The sequence below is a fragment of the Enterococcus sp. DIV1758 genome, assembly GCF_051711985.1.
GTDB classification, from domain to species: Bacteria; Bacillota; Bacilli; order Lactobacillales; family Enterococcaceae; genus Enterococcus; species Enterococcus faecalis.
Genome location: NZ_JBIOOA010000001.1, coordinates 991,202 through 1,010,607 on the forward strand (window position 1 = coordinate 991,202; position 19,406 = coordinate 1,010,607).

Below are 19,406 nucleotides of genomic sequence, written 5' to 3' on the forward strand. Positions count from 1 at the left end.
AGTACGGGGCTCATGATGAGCCCCGTACTTTTTATGCTGCTTTATTTTCGTCTGGTTTAGAACTACTTTCAGGTGGTTGCGGTGGTTCTTGTGAACTAGAACTTGATGGTTCAGGTGGTTGTTCCGATGTTGCCGGTTGCTCTGCTGAGGAAGAGCTTGCCGGTTGTTCGGTTGATGGTGGCGCTTCAGAGGAAGAAGGCGCACTTTCTGAACTAGAACTTGATGAACTTTCCGCTTCTTTTGTGGAAGAGGATTCCACCGTACTGCTAGATTCCGGCTGTGGTGCTGAAGAGGTAGTACTTGGTAAAACTTGTACATTTGGTACCTCATAGGCATCTTTCACGTATAATTCATTACCTACCCGCACAACACTGTCTGGCTGCACCCAGTCATCGTTTGAAACATTTTGAGACAAGTAACTCATTATTTCACGATAAACATCCGAGGCAATTCCATAGTATTCTTGATAGATTGGTGTATTTCGATCATTGTATCCAGTCCAAACAGAAACGGCATAGTGTGTTGTATAACCAACAAAGGTACTATCCGGGGCAATTCCTTTTTCTGTTGTGCCCATTCGCGCTAAATCTTCATCAGTATAGTTAGAAGTCCCTGTTTTGGCCGCTTGGATTAAGCCTGGAATGGCACCGTTAAATCCTGTTCCGCCGTTTAAAACATCTTTTAACATATCCGTCATCATATAGGCGGTAGAGTCTTTCATCGCACGTTTGCCATCAGGTTGATAATCAACGCTAGTTCCATCATTGAAAACGACTTTGTTTACGTAATACGGTTTGTTGTAAATCCCGTTATTGGCGAAAGCCGCATATGCTGCTGCTAATTTCAATGAGGAAATCCCGTATTTATCGCCATCTACGTCGCTTGTGTTACTTGAAATGGCATTCGACGCTTCTAAGTTTTTATAGTCAATTCCTAGTCCTTTAATGAAAGGCATGATGTTTTCTTTACCAACTTCATCAAACGTCTGGACCGCGGTCGTGTTACGAGAACCCATAATCGCACGGCGCATAGTAATGACGCCTTGATATGTTAAATCAGAGTTGAAGACATCAATGTCGGTACCAGGATATTTCGTTGGCTTATCCACCATGAGGCGACCTGTCGAATAATTTAAATTCTCAATTGCGGGACCATAATCCATGATTGGTTTCACGGTTGAACCAACATCACGTTGGGTGTTAACAGCTAAATTGTTTCCTAATTGTACATCATCAGGAATGTGACGACCACCGATCTGTGCTCGGACTTGTCCAGAGGCAACATCAATAACGGTTGAAGCCACTTGCATTTTATCATCTGGAAACGCAACGTATTGATCACTGTTGACAATATCGTAAAGTTGTTTTTGGGCATTCATATCTAAGTTTGTGTAGATATCTAGTCCGTCTGTGTAAACATTTTTACCAGTTTTTGCTTTCACTTCATTGATTACTTCTTTGACGTAATTATCTACGACTTTTCGATTGTCATCACTGGCTTTTAATGGAACTAAGCCTTCATCGATTGGGGTAGCTTTGGCTTTTTCGTACTCTGCTTTCGAGATTTTTTTATTGTCGTACATTGTGTAGAGTACGACATCCCGGCGTTCTTTAGCAGTATCTGGTTTTGTATAGGGATCATATGAGTTTGGCGCTTGTGGCATTCCTGCCAGTAGGGCCGTTTGTGGTAAATCAAGTTCAGATAAATGTTTACCATAATAATTTTCAGCCGCTGTTTCCATTCCATAGAAACCATTCGCCATGTAGACTTTGTTAATGTAGTAAGTTAAAATTTCTTCTTTTGATTTTTCACGTTCTAAACGAACAGCCATCCATGCTTCTTGTGCTTTCCGTTTCAAGGTTTGGTCAGATTCTTTTGTAGAGAAGTAGGACAATTTAATTAATTGTTGGGTTAAGGTACTTCCGCCTTGTAATCCACCATTTTTGACATTTGAAAGGGCAGAACCGATAATCCGAATCGGATCCACACCAATGTGTTTATAGAAACGACGGTCCTCGACAGAAACAATGGCATCTTTTAATAATTGAGGCACATCATTTGGTTGAATTAATTCACGCTTTTCTGCGCCTAAATCCTCAAAAATTTCATTATTAATATCGTAAAGCTTCGATGAAACTGTCGCATTCAGTTTGTCATCTTCTAATTTTGGGGCTTGTCGTGCATAGAACCAAAAAAGACCAACGCCTGCTAAAAAAGCGACCATCCCAGCGATAAGTAAGCCAAGAAAGATTTTTAAAACAAGCCGTTTTTTCTTTTTCGGCGGTTGTGTCTTTTTCTTGTAACTCGACTTCGATGAGGTGTTGGATGCATGTCTAGCAGCTCGCGAGCCTGAATTTGCGGTTGGCATAAATAGCAACTCCTTTGTTATACTTTCAAAACTTTATGAATCTAGTGTGTCTGAATATATTGTTCCACTGCGTCGAGATAAGGGATTCGCGGTGCGATTCCAAAAGATAATTCAATTCCTTCTTTCTCGATGAGTGCAAGCGGCATAGATTTTTTTCCAGTAACTGTTTGGTTTTTCCAATGCGTTATTAGATTTTCACCACTAAAAAAGAAGCAGCGTTTTAAGCTTGAAAACCATAATAGCACAAAACAAATCCCTTGTTGTGCTATACATTGTTCCATATGATCAATTTGATGTTGATGAAAATTTTTAAAGGGAAAGGACGTGGTATTTTTCGTTTCTTTCGCTTCAAAATCTATGTAACGGCCTTGATATACACCGTTATAATCAGTCGTTGAAGCTTGTCTAAAGTAGGCCTCCTTAATAACAGCCGCACTTCGTTTGGGATAATCTACTTTAACAATTTGAACAGGAGTGGGTTTCTTATGAACGACTGCTTGCTTATTCAATAGATAATATTGATTGCTTTGATTGATCGCTTCTTCGAAATCCATCCCGCGATTACCAAATTCAACGGGGCGTTTCTTTTTTACTTGTTTTTTTGGTGATTGTGCTTCATGATGATTATAAGGTATTCCGTTAGGATAATGGAACGTCACGTTTATCACACTCCTAGCCTGTATTATACCAAAAAAAAGACCTGAAAGAAAAGGGATGACTTATGGAAATGATAAAAACCCTCTATGTCACCGGTTATCGCAGCTTTGAATTGGGGATATTTCAAGGAAAAGACCCGAAAATCACAGTTATTAAAAATGTCTTAAAAAAAGAGTTAGCCAGTTATATTGAAGCGGGAGTAGAATGGATTTTGATTTCTGGCAATTTAGGTGTTGAACTTTGGACAGCTGAAGTAGTTGGGGAATTAAAAACGGAATATCCAGAAGTCCAGCTAGGTTTGCTTTATCCATTTAAAGACTTTGGCAATAATTGGAATGAACAAAATCGAGAACTGTTAACGAAAGCGGAAAGTTTGGCTGATTATATCAACTCAGTAAGTCACCAGCCCTATCAATCGCCAGCACAATTAAAAATGCATACAAAATTTCTTTTGGAACATTCTGGGGGCAGCTTACTTATTTATGACAAAGAGTACCCTGGCAAAACGGAGTATTTTTTAAAGGATGCACAACATTTTTCGGAACGAGAACCCTATGATATTCGCTTAATTACAATGGATGATTTACAAAACTCGGTGATTGATTAGAGAATCTGTTTGATTTTCTAGCTATTTTTCGTTACAATAGTATTTGTGGAACTATGAAATTTTCTATCGTAAATAAACAAATGAGGTGTAAACATGGCAAATTTAGTATATAGTCCTAAAGACATTTTACAAAAAGAATTTAAAACGAAAATGATGAACGGGTATGACCCAATTGAAGTAGACGAATTTTTAGACAATGTCATTAAAGACTACGAAGCTTATAATAAAGAATTATTAAGCTTGCAAGAAGAAAACAGCCGCTTAATGGCAAAATTAGACCAATTATCAAAAGCCCAACCAACGCCTCGTGTTGCTCAAGAAGTACCAAAAAGTGCAGCAGTGACCAACTTTGATATTTTAAAACGTTTATCAAACTTAGAGCGTGAAGTTTTTGGTAAAAAGTTAGATGAAACACCTTCAACACCTGTAACGCCTTCTGCACCGTCAATGACTACAGAACCAGCGAATCATGATGTTGATAATGCACAAACACGTCAATTTTAACAAGACAATTTAAGTCAAGTTTTCACGAGGAACAGAAAGCATTTGTTAGAATAGCGGACACTTGTTGTAGTGTGTAAATTTTTGCTGTTCGTCTAAACAGATTTGTAATTTTCGGGTGATCGCGGTTTGCTTTTGCAAGCTGAGGAAAGTCCATGCTCGCACAAGCTGAGATGCTTGTAGTGTTCGTGCTTAGCGAAATCATAAGCTAAGGTACTCTTTTAGAGTAACGGCAGGAAAAATGACTAAGGTTTCGACTATGTCAAAGTATCCTTGAAAGTGCCACAGTGACGAAGCGATGTGGGAAACTCCATCGGTGGAACGCGGTAAACCCCTCGAGCGAGCAACCCAAACAATGGTAGGGGCGCTCTTCTAAAGGAAATGAACGAGTAGAAGAGGCAGAGTTTACTCTGCAGATAGATGATGACCGTCACCAATTTTTCCTGAAGAATTGGTGATACAGAACATGGCTTATAGAAAATTACAAGTAATTCAGGAAGACCTTCCAACGTAGTTGTGAAGGCTTTTTTTACGAAAAGAATAAAAAAATGTTAAAATAAAGAAACTGAGATAAAAGTAGTAAGCTGTCTGTTCTAAAGAGGCCGGGACAGGACCGTTTAGTTCAGAGAAAGCGGACAATTACAAAAAACAAGCGGAGCAGTAGTCGGCAGGACTGTTAGCTTCAGACAATAAAAAAGAGTCAAGAAGGAGTTTTTATGACGAAAGAAAAAACATTCAAACTTGTTGCAACAGCTGCTAGTGGCTTAGAAGCATTAGTTGGAAAAGAATTGCGTGATTTAGGGATTCCCTGTGAAGTAGAAAATGGCCGGGCCGTCTTTGAAGGCACTGTTGAAACAATTGCTACTGCCAATTTATGGCTACGGACAGCAGATCGGATTAAAATCGTCGTTGGCGAATTTAACGCCTATAGTTTTGATGAATTATTTGAAAAAGTTAAAGCACTTCCTTGGGAAGATTATTTGCCTTTAGATGCAGAATTTCCAGTTGCAGGTAAATCAATTAAGTCAAAATTGTATAGTGTTCCTGATTGCCAAGCCATCACCAAAAAAGCCATTGTTAACCGTTTAAGAGAAGTTTACCATCGTCCAGCGACGGTGCCTTTAACCGAAACAGGAGCTTTGTTTAAATTAGAAGTGGCTCTTCTAAAAGATAAAGTGACGTTGACGTTGGACACGACTGGACCAAGTTTATTTAAACGAGGCTATCGCATTGAAAAGGGGGGCGCACCTCTTAAGGAAAACATGGCAGCTGCTTTAGTGATGTTGACCAATTGGCGCAAAGATCGTCCTTTTTATGATCCAGTTTGTGGTTCTGGAACGATTTGTATTGAAGCAGCATTAATTGGCCATAACATTGCCCCTGGCTTTAATCGTAGTTTTACTTGTGAAACATGGGATTGGGTTGATCCAGCAATTTTTGAAAAAGTACGTAACGAAGCCGAGGCAAAGGCAGACTACGATGTTGAATTAGATATCTGTGGTTCAGATGTTGATGGGCGAATGATTGAAGTCGCACGAGCGAATGCTGAGGAAGTTGGTTTAGGTGATTCAATTACCTTTAAACAATTGGCCTTAAAAGATTTTACAACCGAGAAGGAATATGGTGTAATGGTAGCTAACCCGCCTTATGGTGAGCGTTTAGGAGAAGAGGAAAGTGTTCGCCGTTTGTATAAAGAAATGGGCCATGTTTTCCGTCCGTTAACTACTTGGAGCAAGTATATACTGACGAGTGATCTTGCTTTTGAAGAATATTATGGTGCCAAAGCTACTAAAAAACGGAAGCTTTACAACGGAGCCTTACGAACAGATTTATTCCAATACTGGGGAACACGTCCACCAAGAAAACCACGGGAAGACTAAGAAAGCTGGTGTAAAAAATGAAGGAAGCTGTATTTTTACAAGAAGTGAAAGAAATTCAATTACTAAAAAATGCCTTGACATTATTAGACTGGGATTCATCAACTGGGATGCCAGAAAAAAGTAGTCCTTTTCGAGGAGAAGTAGAAGGGTATTTAACCGGATTATATTTTGAACGAAGTATTGGCCCAGTTATTCAAGAAGCATTGGCCTATTTTGAGACACGCCCTGAAGAATTATCTGAATTAGGGAAACTGGTTTTTGAAAAAGTAAAAGAAGAATATGCTTTGAATAAAAATGTTCCAGCTGAACGTATGCAAGAATATGTTAAAGTATTAAACCAAGCACATACAGATTGGCTAAAAGCACGCGCTGCACAAGATTTCGGCTTGTTAGAAGAAACCTTAACGAAGGTCGTTGCGTTCCAAAAGGAGTTCATTCCTTATTGGCAAAAAGAAGAAAAAACACCGTACGATGTGTTATTAAATCAATTTGAACCGGGGATGACGGTTGAGAAGCTAGACCAAGTATTCGACCAAGTAAAACAAGGGATTCAAGAAATTCGGACCGTTTTAACGGAAAAAGGTACGCCGCCTAGAACTGACTTTTTATCTAGAAAAATGACCAAAGAACAACAACGCCGTTTTGTGATTGGTGTGGTTGAACAATTAGGCTATGATTTTTCAAAAGGCCGATTAGATGATACAGTTCATCCATTTATGACAGCTCTAAATCGAAATGATGCGCGGATTACTACGCGCTGGGAAGAAAATAATTTCTCAATGGCAACATTTGGTGTGATTCATGAAGCGGGTCATGGGATGTACGAACAAAATTTTGATCCTAAATTTGACTTTACGCCACTAAGCGAAGGTGCCTCTATGGGGATTCACGAATCACAATCGCTCTTTAATGAAATTATCATTGGTAGCAACCGGGCTTTTTGGCAAAAACAATACCCGTTTTTCCAAGAATGCGCAGAAGGCACTTTTGATGATATTACTTTTGAAGATTTTTATGCTTCTTTAAAAGAAACGAAAGCAAGTTTGATTCGGATTGATTCCGATAGTCTCACCTATCCTTTGCATATCATTATTCGTTATGAAATTGAAAAAATGTTATTTAATGGTTCTTTGGAAGTCGCTGATTTGCCAAAAGTGTGGAACGAAAAATACCAAGAGTACTTAGGCGTCTCACCTGGAAATGATTTAGAAGGTGTCCTTCAAGATGTTCATTGGTCTGGAGGTAGCTTTGGTTATTTCCCATCTTATGCCTTGGGTTATATGTACGCCGCGCAACTATTTCACGCAATGAAACAAGAATTATCTGTTGATGAAATTTTAGCTTCGGAGGATTATTCTGATATCCGTAAATGGTTAACACAACATATTCATCAGTACGGCGCTTCACGTAAACCAAATCAATTAATTTATGATGCAACGGGGGAAGAATTGAATCCTAGTTATTTAATTGATTATATGAAAGCTATTTATTTTGATGTTTATCATGTGCAATAAGTGAAACAAGCAAGGGGAAGTGGACAACAACAATGTTATCAATTCGTGAATATTTAGAAGCTGGTGAAACAACGATCTCAAACTTACTATTTGATCATTACCAAAAAATTGGTTTGAAAGATGATGAATTTCTCTTTTTACTGCAACTTTTTCGTTCGCAAAATGCAGGCGATTTATTTCCAGACTTAATGGCGATTGCAGAGACGATGGGTAAAACGCCAGATACGATTTATAAGTTATTAAATCAATTGGTTTCTCGCGGTTTTATTCGAATTGAAACACAACAAAACCAAAAAGGTCAAATGATGGATACGTATGATTTACTGCCTGTTTTTCAAAAGATTCAATTATTTTTACAAACGAGCAAAGAAAAACAAGTTGTCGCAAACCACGAAGATGAAATTAAACAGCTTTACCAAGGCTTTGAAAAAGAATTCGGACGTCCACTTTCACCAATTGAATTAGAAATGATTGGTCAGTGGTTGAACACAGACCATTATTCCCCTGAATTAATCCGGTTAGCGTTGCGAGAAGCCGTTTTAAATCAGGCGTATAGTTTGAAATATATTGATCGTATTTTACTTGCGTGGGAGCGTAAAAATATTACCACCAAAGAACAAGTGGCTGCTGATCAGAAAAAACGAAAAGATTCTATGATTCAAAATGAGATTGAACAACAAGGTCAGGCACAAGAATCGTTACCAAAGGTTACATTACACAATTGGTTAAATCCAGAAGACAGTGAATAAAAAGGAGGTGGGCCATGCTATCACAAGAGAAAACAATGGAAGCTATTGAAATTATGTATGAGATGTTTCCAAATGCAGAATGTGAATTAAAACATAAGAATCCTTTTGAATTATTAATTGCTGTGATTTTAAGTGCGCAAGCAACCGATGTATCGGTAAATAAAGCGACTCCTGGTTTATTCGCAGCTTTTCCAACACCAGAAGCTTTAGCAGCTGCGCCGGTGGAGGAGATTATTGCTAAAATAAAAACCATTGGCTTATATCGCAATAAAGCAAAAAATATTAAAGCGTGCGCACAACAACTTTTAGAACGTTTCAATGGAGAAGTTCCGCAAACCAGAGATGAACTGGTCAGTTTACCTGGCGTGGGGAGAAAAACAGCCAATGTAGTAATGGGAGATGCTTTCGGCGAACCGGCTTTTGCAGTAGATACACATGTGGAACGAGTGTCCAAGCGCCTTAGAATTTGTAAGCTAAATGCGAATGTTACTGAAGTTGAGCAAACCTTAATGCGTAAAGTTCCGAAAGAACTCTGGGTGAAAACGCACCATACCATGATTTTCTTTGGGCGTTATCACTGCCTAGCAAGAGCGCCTAAATGTGAAGCCTGTCCGCTACTCTATATGTGTCAAGAAGGCAAAGAACGGATGAAAGGGAAATAACATATTTTTTTCCTAAAAAAGCGAGCCACAAGTCCAACCGACTTGTGGCTCGCTTTCTTTTTTGATTTTTAAGAAACGCAACAAATGATTGCGGTTTCTTAAAAATTGATTTAGTATAGACAGTGTGGTATATACTAGGAAATTTATTTTTTTGAAGAAAGATAGGCGATGAAATGACAGAAAATGCACCCAAATTTAAGCAAATTTCTGCAGAAATTGAAAAGAAAATTCGAGATGGTCTGTATGTAAGTGCACAAAAATTACCTTCAGAGTATGATTTAGCTAAAGAATACAACTGCAGTCGCTTGACCATTCGTAAAGCGATTGATGATTTGATTCGCAAAAATATTTTGGTAAAACGACATGGTAAAGGTAGTTATGTGATGTCACAAGCGAAAATTCAAAGTGGCCGCGCTGGCTTACAAGGTTTTACTGAGGCAGCCAAAGCTTACGGGAAAAAAAGCCAGACAGAAGTCATTTCCTTTGAAGAAGTAGTACATCCCGCTGAGAAAATTCGGGAGGCGCTCCAAGTAGGCAAAAATGAGGCAATTTATGAACTGATTCGCCGCCGAATGTTAGACGGCGAGCCAATGACAGTTGAAAAAATTTATTTGCCACAGGCATACGTACAAGGCCATACGAAGCAAGACTTCGAGGGCTCTCTTTTCTGCTTAATCGAGAAAAACGTCGAGATTGCTTATTCGCATCAAGAAATTGAAGCAATTTTAGTTGAAGCGGAAATTTCAGAATTATTGAATGTTCCTGTGGGCCAACCACTTTTACAAGTCCACTCTATCACCTATGCGCTTGATGCAACCCCCATTTTATATGATGTCTCTTTATATCGAGCAGATCGGTACACGTTTAAAAACACACTGACCCGCTATAGCCCGTCTGAAAACAACCAAGTGGAGCTAGGAGGTTCTTGGAACGAATGAAGATAAAAGAAGAAATAGCCGCTCAAAAAGATTTATTTTATGAAGACTTAAACAAAATTATGGCGATTCGAAGTGTGAAAGGGTCGCCTAAAAAAGAGGCACCTTTTGGCGAAGGACCGAAAAGAGCCTTGGAAGAAACGCTGAAACTTGCAGAGCGTTATGGCTTTCAAACTGAGATTGTCAATGACGCAGTTGGCTATGCGCAATGGGGAACAGCGGAAGAATATCTGGGAATTATTGGTCATTTAGACGTAGTACCAGAAGGTTCTGGTTGGTCAGTGCCGCCCTTTCAATTAACGAAAAAAAATCAACGTTTGTATGGTAGAGGAATTCTAGATAATAAAGGTCCTATCTTGGCTTGCCTGTATGGAATGAAATTACTGAAAGAACTTGGTTACCAACCAAAGAAAACCATTCGCTTAATGTTTGGCACGGATGAAGAAAGTGGGAGTGGAGATATCCCCTTATATTTAGAGAAGGAAAACGCACCCGTTTTTGGATTTACTCCAGATTGTAAATATCCAGTAGTTTATGGGGAGCGAGGGATTGTTAATTATGAAATCACAACGACCATCCCAGATGATTCAAGTGAACAAATTGGTCAGATTATGGGTGATCAAGCAAAAGACCATGTGCCTGATCAATTAAGTGTGGTGATTGCGGGAAAAACAACGGCAATCACGGGAAAACGTGCTCCTTCCAATGCGCCAGAACTAGGCAAGAACGCGATTACTTTATTGGCACAGAAAATTAGCGAGGAACAGTTAGTCAAAGGAAATTTATTACAGTATTTCGACTGGTTAACGGCTAGTTTTCATGAAAAGCACTATGGCGAAGGAGTAGCTCTGGACTTTAAGGATCAGGATAGCGGGCAATTGATTTTAACGCCCTATGCGTTGGAAAAACGAGGACAGCAATTGGTGTTATCATTGGCTGTGCGTTATCCTGTTTCTATTACAGAAAACGAAGTAACCACGCAGCTAACAAAGGCACTATTTCCAGAAAGTGAAGTGACCGTCATCCGCCGCCTCCCTAGTACGCTGTTTCCAAAAGATGAGCGCAATGTTCAAAAATTAACCAAGGTTTATGAACAAATTACTGGCTTAGATGGGACGCCAGTTACAACTACCGGTGCTACGTATGCTCGCTTTATGCCGAATATCGTTGCTTTTGGTCCATCATTTCCTGGTCAAAAAGGCATTGCGCATAACCAAGATGAATATATGGATGAAAAAGATTTACTGCTTAATCTGGAAATCTATATGCAAGCGATGATTGCATTAACAGAAGCGTAAAACCAATAGAAGATACACGTATGAGAAGAAGCCAATGTGTTTCGTAGAGGTCGCATACGTGTATCTTTTATTTTTCTGTATAAAATTTCGTTTTCAGTATATACAAAACAGTATATACTAGTTTATAATGGTGGAGAAATGTAAGCGTTAACGAAAGGGCGGATGGAAAATGACTTGGGGTGCAATTGCGACATGGCGGATGGCACATGATGGGTTACTAAAAGCTACAGAAGAATTACAACAAGGAGGTGCTGCAGGCACGGCCGTGGAACAATTAATTAAAGAAGTAGAAGACTATCCTTTTTATAAGTCAGTGGGCTACGGCGGTTTACCTAATGAGGAAGGGATTTTAGAAATGGATGCTGCCTATATGGATGGAGACACATTTGCAATTGGTGCTGTGGCAGGAATTACAGATGTTAAAAATCCGATTTCAGTGGCTAAAGCATTAAGTAAAGAGAAGTTTAATAGTTTTCGTGTTGGCGCAGGTGCAACGAAATATTCAATGTTGCACGGTTTTGAAAGAAAGAATATGTTGACAGAACGCGCTAATCAATGGTGGCAAAAGCGTTTAAAAGAAATTCAGGAAAATCAGTTGAACCCCTATGATGGGCATGATACTGTCGGCGCTATTACGTTAGACCAAACAGGATCAATGGCAGCTGGCACTTCCAGTTCGGGACTCTTTATGAAAAAAGCAGGACGTGTCGGCGATTCACCACTGTCAGGTTCTGGTTTTTATGTTGATAGCGAAATTGGTGGTGCTGCGGCTACAGGATTAGGTGAAGATTTAATGAAAGGCTGTCTTTCTTATGAAATCGTCCGTTTAATGGGGGAAGGGTGCTCGCCACAACAAGCATGTGATCAAGCGGTCTATGCTTTTCACGAAAAATTGACCCAACGTTATGGGAAAGCAGGAGCTTTTTCACTAGTGGCCATGAACAAACAGGGAGACTGGGGCGTAGCTACGAATGTGGAATTTACTTTTACGGTTGGTACTGATATGCAGCAACCAGAAATCTATATTGCAAATCCAGGCAAGAATCATACCACAGAGATTCAGCCGATTTCACAAGAATGGTTAGCGGCCTATGAAAAAAGAATCAAAGCACCAATTGAATAAATGAGGAGAGTGAAGGAACATGAGTAAAAAACAAATTTATCTTTTTTGTGATGCAGGGATGTCTACAAGTATTATGGTGAATAAAATGATGGAAGTGGTGGAAAAACATCAAATGCCTTTAATGATTACTGCTTTTCCTATTGCAAGAGCACAAGAAGTGGTTGAAGCAGAGAAGCCTGTTGCTATTTTATTAGGACCACAAGTCCGTTTTTTATTAGAAAAAACAAAAGAACAATTTGCTCCTCAAGGGATTCCTGTCGCTGCAATTGCGCCAGAAATTTATGGCATGATGGATGGCGAAAAAGCATTGAAAGAAGCGCTGCGGTTAATTAAGCAAAATAAAAAATAATAGATAGGAGTGACGACCGTGCAAAAATTTTTGGATTGGTTAGAGCGCGTATTGACCCCTTTGGCAAAAGTGATAGGAGAAAATAAGTATTTAGTAGCGATTCGTGATGGCTTCCTTTTATCAACGCCCTTGTTGATTGTTGGTTCGGTCTTCTTATTAATTGCTAATTTTCCTTTGCCACAATGGGATACTTGGATGTCTCATTTGCTTGGTAAAGACTGGGCGACAATGATGTCTGTTCCAGCTAGTGCTAGTTTTGATGTAATGACCATTCTGGCCGTTGTCGGTATTGCCTATAGTTTAGGGAAACAATTCAATGTGGATGCAATGCAAGCAGGAATTATCGCATTGGTTTCATTTTTTATTGTAACGCCTTATCAAACATTATTTACACCGGAAAATAGTTCAAAGGTTTATGAAGTTACTAGTTTACCTTTAAAATGGATGGGTTCCAGTGGCTTGTTTTTAGGAATGATTGTCGCATTAATTGCGACTCGTTTATTTGTGGCCATTGTTCGTAAAGGGTGGACAATAAAAATGCCAGAAGGAGTGCCACCAACAGTGGTTAAGTCTTTTGAGGCCCTGATCCCGAGCTTTTTAGTTGTTACTCTCATGTTTTTAGTCAATTGGCTGGCTGCTTTAACTCCTTATGGTAATTTACAAGATGTTATTTTTGAATTTCTACAAACGCCCTTATTGAGTCTTGGTAATACCTTAGGTGCAATGAGCATTGCTTATTTATTTTTACACTTCTTTTGGTTCTTTGGCATTAACGGAGGTAGCGTGGTTGGCGCAGTCTTTAATCCTGTTTTGCGGGCATTGTCTGTTGAAAATTTACAAGCATTCAAAGACGGCCATGAAATTCCCAACATCATCACTGGACAATTTCAAGATATGTTTGCAACATTTGGTGGCGCCGGTTCCACACTCTCATTAATCATTGTGATGGTCTTATTCTGTAAAAGTCAACGAATTAAAAAGCTTTCGCAACTTTCACTAATTCCTGGTGTTTTTGGGATTAACGAACCAATCATTTTTGGGTTGCCAATTGTTTTAAATCCAATCCTTTTAATTCCATTTGTCTTAGTACCCGCAATTAATATTATTATTGCCTATTTTGCTATGGATTGGGGCTTAGTTCCATTGACGAATGGTATTCAATTGCCGTGGACGACCCCACCAATTATCTCAGGATTTTTAGTCAGCGGTTGGCAAGGATCAATTCTGCAAGCTCTCTTATTGGTACTAGGAATGTTCATTTACTATCCTTTTATTCGAGTTATGGATGACCAATATTTACGTGAAGAATGGAAAGCACAAGAAGAAGAGAGTGAAGAAATTGATTTTGATTCCTTTGACTTTGATGATTTATAAATAAGGAGGAAATAGGCGTGAAAAAAATCCTTTTAGTCTTAAACCACAGTTTAGCAGGATTTGGCAGTGATGAACAAGCTCAGCTGAAACCAAGTGGTAAAAAAGCTCCCTTAGGTCCAGGGGTAACATTGCTACCATTTTTACAGAAGCAAGGAGCGGAAATTGTTGCGACACTTTATTGTGGTGACCAATATTATTTGGAAAACGAGGAAGAGGTAGCAAAGAAATTTATTGGCTTTGCAAAAAAGTTTCATGCCGATGCGGTTCTTTGCGGACCAGCCATGCATTATCCTAATTTTGGAGAAATGGCTGCTCGTCTAGCTTGTAAGTTTAATGCTGCGGGCATTCCTGCAATTGCAGCGATGGCAGAAGAAAATCCAGCAGTCAGTCACTATTATCAGCAAGTGCCAATTGTGAAGATGCCCAAAAAGGGTGGCATTGGTTTAAATAATTCGTTTAAACAAATGGCGCAATTGGTCGTGGCAAAAGCAAATGGAAAAGAAACCAAACAGTTAGAAGAAACGAGTTGTTTTTAATTGTTGATAATCTAAAGAGAAATCCAGAATGAACGCATGATTGTGTTCGTTTTGGATTTTTTGCTTTTGTTTAGCGAATGTATGTTCTATAATAGGGAGGCAGATAGGTGGGATTACGTGAAATCAACGAGAAAAATTGCGGTTCGTCAAGTGGTCGAATTTATTTTAAGGCGGGGAAGTATCGATTCTCGCCATGTGAGTGAACATACACCACAAGAAGGTAGTCGCCTTCATCGAATGTTGCAAAAGGAAGCGGGGAGCCTTTATCAAAAGGAAGTATCTTTAAAAATTGAGGTGCCTTTAAATGGCCATAATTATTGTGTAGAAGGTCGTGCAGACGGCATTTTTGTGAAAGAAACTGGGCAAGTGGTCATTGATGAAATTAAAACATCCGAGCCAGCGTTTGAAGAATTGCCGCCAGAAAAGGTCGAATTGTTTTGGTATCAAGTGATGTGTTATGGTCACATGTATTGCCAACAAGAACAACTTTCTGAAATAACGCTTCAACTCACTTATTATCAGACCACCACAAAACAAATCACACGACAAGAACGCCATTTTACAGAAGCTGCATTAGCGGAGTTTTTTACTGATTTGATGAAGCGCTATGAACAGTGGGTAATTTTTAAAGAAGAGTGGCGTATTTTGAGAAATAAATCATTAAAAAATCTTAGTTTTCCTTACGGGGAGTATCGCAAAGGGCAACGAGAATTGGCGGTAGCCGTCTATAAAACAATTCTTAGTAAACAGCGGCTCTTCGTGGAAGCACCAACTGGAACAGGCAAGACAATGTCCACTCTTTTTCCAGCAATGAAAGCAATTGGTGAAGAAGAAGGTGAACGGATTTTTTATTTAACAGCTAAGACCATCACGCGGCAAGTGGCTGAAGATGCCGTCAAAGCGCTGTCCGAAAAACAAGCGCAAACTAAGAGTATTACGTTGACAGCAAAAGATAAAATTTGTTTTTTAACTGAACGAAATTGTACGCCAGAACATTGCCCGTTTGCTGACGGCTATTATGATCGTTTAAATGAGGGACTGTGGGATTTATTACAACATGAAAATCATTTAACGAGAGAGGTTATTGAACGGTATGCACAAAAGCACCAATTGTGTCCATTCGAGTTGTCGCTAGATGCAAGTCTTTGGTGTGATTTAATTATTGGCGATTACAATTATCTATTTGACCCAACGGTTTATTTGCGGCGCTTCTTTGAAGAACCCCAAAGTGCAGAAGAGAATATTTTTTTAGTGGATGAAACCCATAATTTGGTTAATCGTTCACGGGAGATGTATTCGGCCGCTATTTCTAGGAATGCGGTTTTGCAAATTCAAAAAAGATTGCAAAAAGAATCTGTTCAATTAAAAAGAGCTTGTCAAAAAGTCTTAACTACGTTTGATGATATTGAAGCAATCTGCGAAGAAAAAGACACGGATTTTTTTGCCCAACGCGCGCCAATTGATTCATTAGTTAAACAGATACATCGATTAACAGAAGTAATTGCAGAATGGTTGCCAGAAAATCAACACATTGAGGAATTGGCGTCGATTCTCAGTTTTTATTTTGATTGTTTAAGTTATCTTCGAATCAGCGAGTATTACGACAACGGCTTTTATACGTCTATTTCTTTGCGAAACTATGACTGCGTTGTGAAACAATTTTGTGTCGATCCGGCTTATTTATTGTCACAACGATTAGATAAAGGGAAAGCGAGTATCTTATTTTCAGCAAGTTTAACACCTCTGAATTATTATCAAGAAGTGCTTGGTGGAGGTGAAGAAAGCCTACGTTATCGGATTCCGTATCCTTTTCCAGAAGAAAATCAATTGTTGATGATTGGTAGTCATCTTCAAACAACCTATAAAAACCGTGAAAAAAGTTATCCACAGATTAGTGAACTTTTAGGGAAGTTAAGTGAAACAAAAACAGGTAATTATTTAATTTTCTTCCCTTCTTATGCCTATATGGATGATGTCTATCAAGTATTTAGCCAACGCTACCCGCAAGTAAAAACTCAAATTCAGGGAACGGACTTAAACGAAAAAGAGCGAGAAGCATTTTTAGCTGAATTTAAAGAGAATCCTCAAGAAACTTTCATCGGTTTTTGTGTTTTAGGTGGTATATTTTCAGAAGGAATTGACTTGAAAGGTACCCGATTGATTGGTACGATAATTGTTAGTGTCGGGCTACCACAAATGAATCCGGAGCAAGAACTGATTCGCACTTTTTATCAAGAAGAGCGAGGGCAAGGGTTTCAATTTGCGTATCAAATTCCTGGCATGAATAAAGTCTTGCAAGCGGCTGGACGTGTCATTCGAGATGCGCGAGATAAAGGCTTTGTGTTGTTATTAGACGAACGATTTGAATTACCAAGTGTCCAGCGTTTCTTTCCGCCGCATTGGTTGGCGCATCGAAAGGCAAACACCAATGAACAACTTATTCAACAAGTGAAACAATTTTGGTTAAAAAATAAAGAAAACAAAGGAGGAAACAAATGAAGACCATTTTAGTCCTTCATACAGGTGGAACCATTTCCATGTCGAAAGTAGCAGGAGGAAGTGTTGCCCCGAATGAAAAAAATCCGTTGATGGAACAAGAAGCATTATTTTCTGGCAAGGTTCATTTAGTTGTCGAAGATATTTTTAATATTCCCTCACCACACATGACCTTAGAACGGATGTTTCAATTAAAAGAACGGATTCAAAAAGCTTATTCTGAACCAATTGATGGCGTGGTTATTACGCATGGAACAGATACATTAGAAGAAACAGCTTATTTTTTAGATATAACCTTAGAGAAAAAAATCCCCATTGTTTTAACAGGAGCAATGCGGTCAAGTAACGAAATCGGTAGTGATGGCTTGTATAATTTCATCAGTGCTATTTGGACTGCTTGTTCAGACGAATCGTACGATAAAGGTGTTTTAGTCGTGATGAATGATGAAATTCATACGGCGCGTTATGTGACAAAAACACATACAACGAACGTAGCAACGTTTCGGACGCCAACTTTTGGACCAATTGGAACCATTGCGAAAGAACGTGCTTTTTTTGCGAAAGAGGTCTTACCGCAAGAAGTCTGCGATGTTTCTTCTGTGAAAGGAAATGTCCACGTAGTGAAGGCCTATGCGGGGATGGGTGAACGGATGTTTGAATTATTAAACACCCCAGAAACGGATGGGTTAGTAATTGAAGCGCTAGGCGCGGGTAATTTACCGCCAGAAACTCTCCCAGCATTACAAAAGATGCTAGACAACGGGATTCCAGTCGTTTTAGTTTCTCGTTGTTCCAATGGCATTGCTGAAGATATCTATGATTATGCTGGTGGTGGCGTTGGCTTGAAAAAAATGGGGGTCGTTTTTGCCCGTGGTTTAAACGGACCGAAAGCGCGGATTCGTTTAATTGTTGGTTTAAACAGCGAAAAAAATCCTACAGAGTTAAAAGAATTTTTGGAACAGTAACTAATTTTAAGGAGAAAATAAATGAAGCTGTTTGAACGCATTCATCAAGATACTGAAATTCGACAAATTTATGATGCAATTGGTCAAATGGAAGATGAAGAAGCTGGGTGGGCATACCATAATTGGTTTCATGTAAACAATGTCGTAGCCATGACGGAAATGATTTTGAAACAACTTGCTGTTTCAGAGGAGTATTTAGAAGCGGCAAAAATTGCGGCACTGCTCCATGATGTGGGTGCGCTACAAGGAAAAGCAGGACATGCACTTCGTGGGAAACAATTTGCAGAAGCATATTTTCGTAAGCAAAAGATTTGTTTGCCTTATCAAGAAGAAATTTTATCTTCTATAGAAAATCATAGTAATGGCTTTGATTCGGAAGAGTTAATGACGCTAGCGCTAATCATTAGTGATAAATTAGATATTACAACCTCTCGTGTTGCAAAGGCTGGTTATTTCGTGCCGGGAATGCGGCAACTTCAATTTTTAAAGAAAATTGAAATTATGCTTTCAGAACAAGAGGTTTGTGTCTCGTTTACGGCAGAAGAAGAACTGGATTTAGAAGAATTAAATGCGTTTTATTTTATGCCAAAGGTTTTTAAAGCAATTACCGCTTTTTCAGAAAAAATCCAACGTCGACCAATCGTTTTATTGAATAATCAAGAATGGCTGGTACCAAAACAAAAAAATCCTTCAACTGTTCATTAACAGTTGAAGGATTTTTTTAGCGATAATTATTAAACTCAAGAGCCATTGGCAAATCTAATTCTCGTAAAAGAGCCATGACTTTTTGTAAATCATCCCGACTTTTTCCAGTTACCCGAATTTTGTCTTCTTGGATTTGTGACTTAACTTTAATCCCAGAGTTTTTGATAGCTGTGTTGATTTTTTTTGCATTTTCTTTATCAATACCACTGATTAAATCACCATATTGGCGAGCAGTACCGCCTAAGGCTTTTTCACTTTCTGAGAAATGAATATTTTTAATCGGAACATTGCGTTTGACTAATTTTCCAAATAAAATATCCTTCACTTGCTCGACTTTATAATCATCTTCAGCTACGACTACTAGTTTATCGTTTTCCAATTTAATATCAGCAATTGACCCTTTAAAGTCAAAACGATTTTTCAATTCTTTCAAGGCAATTTGAATTGCGTTTTTGACTTCCTCCATATTGACCTCTGAAACTACATCAAAACTTGCTTCTTTTGCAGCCATGTAAAAACCTCCTAAAATATTCTTTGCTTCATCATATCATGAAATAGTAAAAAAGGTTAGGTTAGAATCATTTTGAATAGAGAAATAAGAAGATCAATTTTTAGGGATATCTTCCCGCATTCTTTCATGGAAACGTTGCAAAAAAAATTTTCAATGTTCGCTTTTAGCCCCTTTTC

General features: G+C 38.8%; 18 protein-coding genes and 1 other RNA gene. 16 read left to right on the forward strand and 3 right to left on the reverse strand.

The features are described 5' to 3' along the window. Positions 1 to 31 precede the first annotated feature (31 nt). Together IGJ52_RS04985 and recU are read right to left on the reverse strand one after the other, a co-directional pair. On the reverse strand, positions 32 to 2,368 hold the full coding sequence (locus IGJ52_RS04985; protein WP_002360569.1) for a PBP1A family penicillin-binding protein: 2,337 nt from the start codon (positions 2,366 to 2,368) through the stop codon (positions 32 to 34). A 41-nt stretch (positions 2,369 to 2,409) separates the two neighbouring features. Then, positions 2,410 to 3,027 carry a Holliday junction resolvase RecU gene (recU, locus tag IGJ52_RS04990; RefSeq protein ID WP_010816424.1) on the reverse strand — a complete coding sequence of 206 codons (618 nt, stop codon included), beginning with the start codon at positions 3,025 to 3,027 and terminating at the stop codon, positions 2,410 to 2,412. 62 nt (positions 3,028 to 3,089) lie between these two features. Between recU and IGJ52_RS04995 the strand changes: the two genes are divergently transcribed. The 16 genes from IGJ52_RS04995 to IGJ52_RS05070 all read left to right on the forward strand — a co-directional run bounded on the left by IGJ52_RS04995 (position 3,090) and on the right by IGJ52_RS05070 (position 18,719). After that, positions 3,090 to 3,632 carry a DUF1273 domain-containing protein gene (locus IGJ52_RS04995; protein WP_002360568.1) on the forward strand — a complete coding sequence of 181 codons (543 nt, stop codon included), beginning with the start codon at positions 3,090 to 3,092 and terminating at the stop codon, positions 3,630 to 3,632. A 93-nt stretch (positions 3,633 to 3,725) separates the two neighbouring features. After that, positions 3,726 to 4,136, forward strand: coding sequence for a cell division regulator GpsB (gpsB, locus tag IGJ52_RS05000; RefSeq protein WP_002382134.1), 411 nt, complete (start codon positions 3,726 to 3,728; stop codon positions 4,134 to 4,136). Positions 4,137 to 4,243: 107 nt separating this feature from the next. Then, an RNA gene (gene rnpB / locus IGJ52_RS05005) (RNase P RNA component class B) lies at positions 4,244 to 4,612 on the forward strand. Between the two features lie 237 nt (positions 4,613 to 4,849). Next, positions 4,850 to 6,013 (forward strand): THUMP domain-containing class I SAM-dependent RNA methyltransferase, encoded by a 1,164-nt coding sequence (locus IGJ52_RS05010; protein WP_002357989.1) that lies wholly within the window; start codon positions 4,850 to 4,852, stop codon positions 6,011 to 6,013. A 17-nt stretch (positions 6,014 to 6,030) separates the two neighbouring features. Next, on the forward strand, positions 6,031 to 7,527 hold the full coding sequence (locus IGJ52_RS05015) for a carboxypeptidase M32 (RefSeq protein WP_219259576.1): 1,497 nt from the start codon (positions 6,031 to 6,033) through the stop codon (positions 7,525 to 7,527). 32 nt (positions 7,528 to 7,559) lie between these two features. After that, on the forward strand, positions 7,560 to 8,276 hold the full coding sequence (locus IGJ52_RS05020; protein WP_002382137.1) for a DnaD domain protein: 717 nt from the start codon (positions 7,560 to 7,562) through the stop codon (positions 8,274 to 8,276). A 14-nt stretch (positions 8,277 to 8,290) separates the two neighbouring features. Beyond that, a complete protein-coding gene (nth, locus tag IGJ52_RS05025) occupies positions 8,291 to 8,938 on the forward strand; it encodes an endonuclease III (protein WP_002384704.1) in 648 nt (215 codons plus the stop codon). Positions 8,939 to 9,111: 173 nt separating this feature from the next. Continuing rightward, on the forward strand, positions 9,112 to 9,876 hold the full coding sequence (locus IGJ52_RS05030; protein ID WP_002357984.1) for a GntR family transcriptional regulator, LSA1692 subfamily: 765 nt from the start codon (positions 9,112 to 9,114) through the stop codon (positions 9,874 to 9,876). Then, positions 9,873 to 11,171 carry a Sapep family Mn(2+)-dependent dipeptidase gene (locus IGJ52_RS05035; protein WP_002390091.1) on the forward strand — a complete coding sequence of 433 codons (1,299 nt, stop codon included), beginning with the start codon at positions 9,873 to 9,875 and terminating at the stop codon, positions 11,169 to 11,171. Before IGJ52_RS05030 ends, IGJ52_RS05035 begins: the two co-directional genes overlap by 4 nt. A 169-nt stretch (positions 11,172 to 11,340) precedes the next feature. Further along, positions 11,341 to 12,294, forward strand: a complete 954-nt coding sequence (locus tag IGJ52_RS05040; RefSeq protein WP_002380170.1) for a N(4)-(beta-N-acetylglucosaminyl)-L-asparaginase — start codon at positions 11,341 to 11,343, stop codon at positions 12,292 to 12,294. A 19-nt stretch (positions 12,295 to 12,313) separates the two neighbouring features. Continuing rightward, a complete protein-coding gene (locus IGJ52_RS05045) occupies positions 12,314 to 12,643 on the forward strand; it encodes a PTS sugar transporter subunit IIB (protein ID WP_002357981.1) in 330 nt (109 codons plus the stop codon). Between the two features lie 18 nt (positions 12,644 to 12,661). After that, on the forward strand, positions 12,662 to 14,017 hold the full coding sequence (celB, locus tag IGJ52_RS05050; protein WP_002384702.1) for a PTS cellobiose transporter subunit IIC: 1,356 nt from the start codon (positions 12,662 to 12,664) through the stop codon (positions 14,015 to 14,017). Positions 14,018 to 14,034: 17 nt separating this feature from the next. Continuing rightward, complete coding sequence (locus IGJ52_RS05055) at positions 14,035 to 14,553, forward strand: GrdB-related putative oxidoreductase (RefSeq protein WP_002361637.1); 519 nt, start codon at positions 14,035 to 14,037, stop codon at positions 14,551 to 14,553. Between the two features lie 36 nt (positions 14,554 to 14,589). Further along, positions 14,590 to 17,052, forward strand: coding sequence for an ATP-dependent DNA helicase (locus IGJ52_RS05060; protein ID WP_025191250.1), 2,463 nt, complete (start codon positions 14,590 to 14,592; stop codon positions 17,050 to 17,052). Further along, on the forward strand, positions 17,049 to 18,014 hold the full coding sequence (locus tag IGJ52_RS05065; protein WP_002382144.1) for an asparaginase: 966 nt from the start codon (positions 17,049 to 17,051) through the stop codon (positions 18,012 to 18,014). The genes IGJ52_RS05060 and IGJ52_RS05065 overlap by 4 nt, the downstream gene beginning before the upstream one ends. A gap of 21 nt (positions 18,015 to 18,035) precedes the next feature. Further along, a complete protein-coding gene (locus tag IGJ52_RS05070) occupies positions 18,036 to 18,719 on the forward strand; it encodes an HD domain-containing protein (RefSeq protein ID WP_010819922.1) in 684 nt (227 codons plus the stop codon). Positions 18,720 to 18,735: 16 nt separating this feature from the next. Here IGJ52_RS05070 and IGJ52_RS05075 read toward each other — a convergent pair whose 3' ends face one another. Continuing rightward, the gene (locus IGJ52_RS05075; protein WP_002357974.1) at positions 18,736 to 19,230 is read right to left on the reverse strand and encodes a YajQ family cyclic di-GMP-binding protein; all 495 of its coding nucleotides are present in this window, start codon (positions 19,228 to 19,230) and stop codon (positions 18,736 to 18,738) included. Positions 19,231 to 19,406 lie beyond the last annotated feature (176 nt).

Excerpts from the sequence above, each read along its gene's own strand:
- IGJ52_RS04985 (WP_002360569.1), bottom strand. The coding sequence starts at position 2,368 with ATGCCAACCGCAAATTCAGGCTCGCGAGCTGCTAGACATGCATCCAAC.
- IGJ52_RS04995 (WP_002360568.1), top strand. The coding sequence starts at position 3,090 with ATGGAAATGATAAAAACCCTCTATGTCACCGGTTATCGCAGCTTTGAA.
- gpsB (WP_002382134.1), top strand. The coding sequence starts at position 3,726 with ATGGCAAATTTAGTATATAGTCCTAAAGACATTTTACAAAAAGAATTT.
- IGJ52_RS05010 (WP_002357989.1), top strand. The coding sequence starts at position 4,850 with ATGACGAAAGAAAAAACATTCAAACTTGTTGCAACAGCTGCTAGTGGC.
- IGJ52_RS05015 (WP_219259576.1), top strand. The coding sequence starts at position 6,031 with ATGAAGGAAGCTGTATTTTTACAAGAAGTGAAAGAAATTCAATTACTA.
- IGJ52_RS05020 (WP_002382137.1), top strand. The coding sequence starts at position 7,560 with ATGTTATCAATTCGTGAATATTTAGAAGCTGGTGAAACAACGATCTCA.
- nth (WP_002384704.1), top strand. The coding sequence starts at position 8,291 with ATGCTATCACAAGAGAAAACAATGGAAGCTATTGAAATTATGTATGAG.
- IGJ52_RS05030 (WP_002357984.1), top strand. The coding sequence starts at position 9,112 with ATGACAGAAAATGCACCCAAATTTAAGCAAATTTCTGCAGAAATTGAA.
- IGJ52_RS05035 (WP_002390091.1), top strand. The coding sequence starts at position 9,873 with ATGAAGATAAAAGAAGAAATAGCCGCTCAAAAAGATTTATTTTATGAA.
- IGJ52_RS05040 (WP_002380170.1), top strand. The coding sequence starts at position 11,341 with ATGACTTGGGGTGCAATTGCGACATGGCGGATGGCACATGATGGGTTA.
- IGJ52_RS05045 (WP_002357981.1), top strand. The coding sequence starts at position 12,314 with ATGAGTAAAAAACAAATTTATCTTTTTTGTGATGCAGGGATGTCTACA.
- IGJ52_RS05060 (WP_025191250.1), top strand. The coding sequence starts at position 14,590 with ATGATTGTGTTCGTTTTGGATTTTTTGCTTTTGTTTAGCGAATGTATG.
- IGJ52_RS05065 (WP_002382144.1), top strand. The coding sequence starts at position 17,049 with ATGAAGACCATTTTAGTCCTTCATACAGGTGGAACCATTTCCATGTCG.
- IGJ52_RS05070 (WP_010819922.1), top strand. The coding sequence starts at position 18,036 with ATGAAGCTGTTTGAACGCATTCATCAAGATACTGAAATTCGACAAATT.
- IGJ52_RS05075 (WP_002357974.1), bottom strand. The coding sequence starts at position 19,230 with ATGGCTGCAAAAGAAGCAAGTTTTGATGTAGTTTCAGAGGTCAATATG.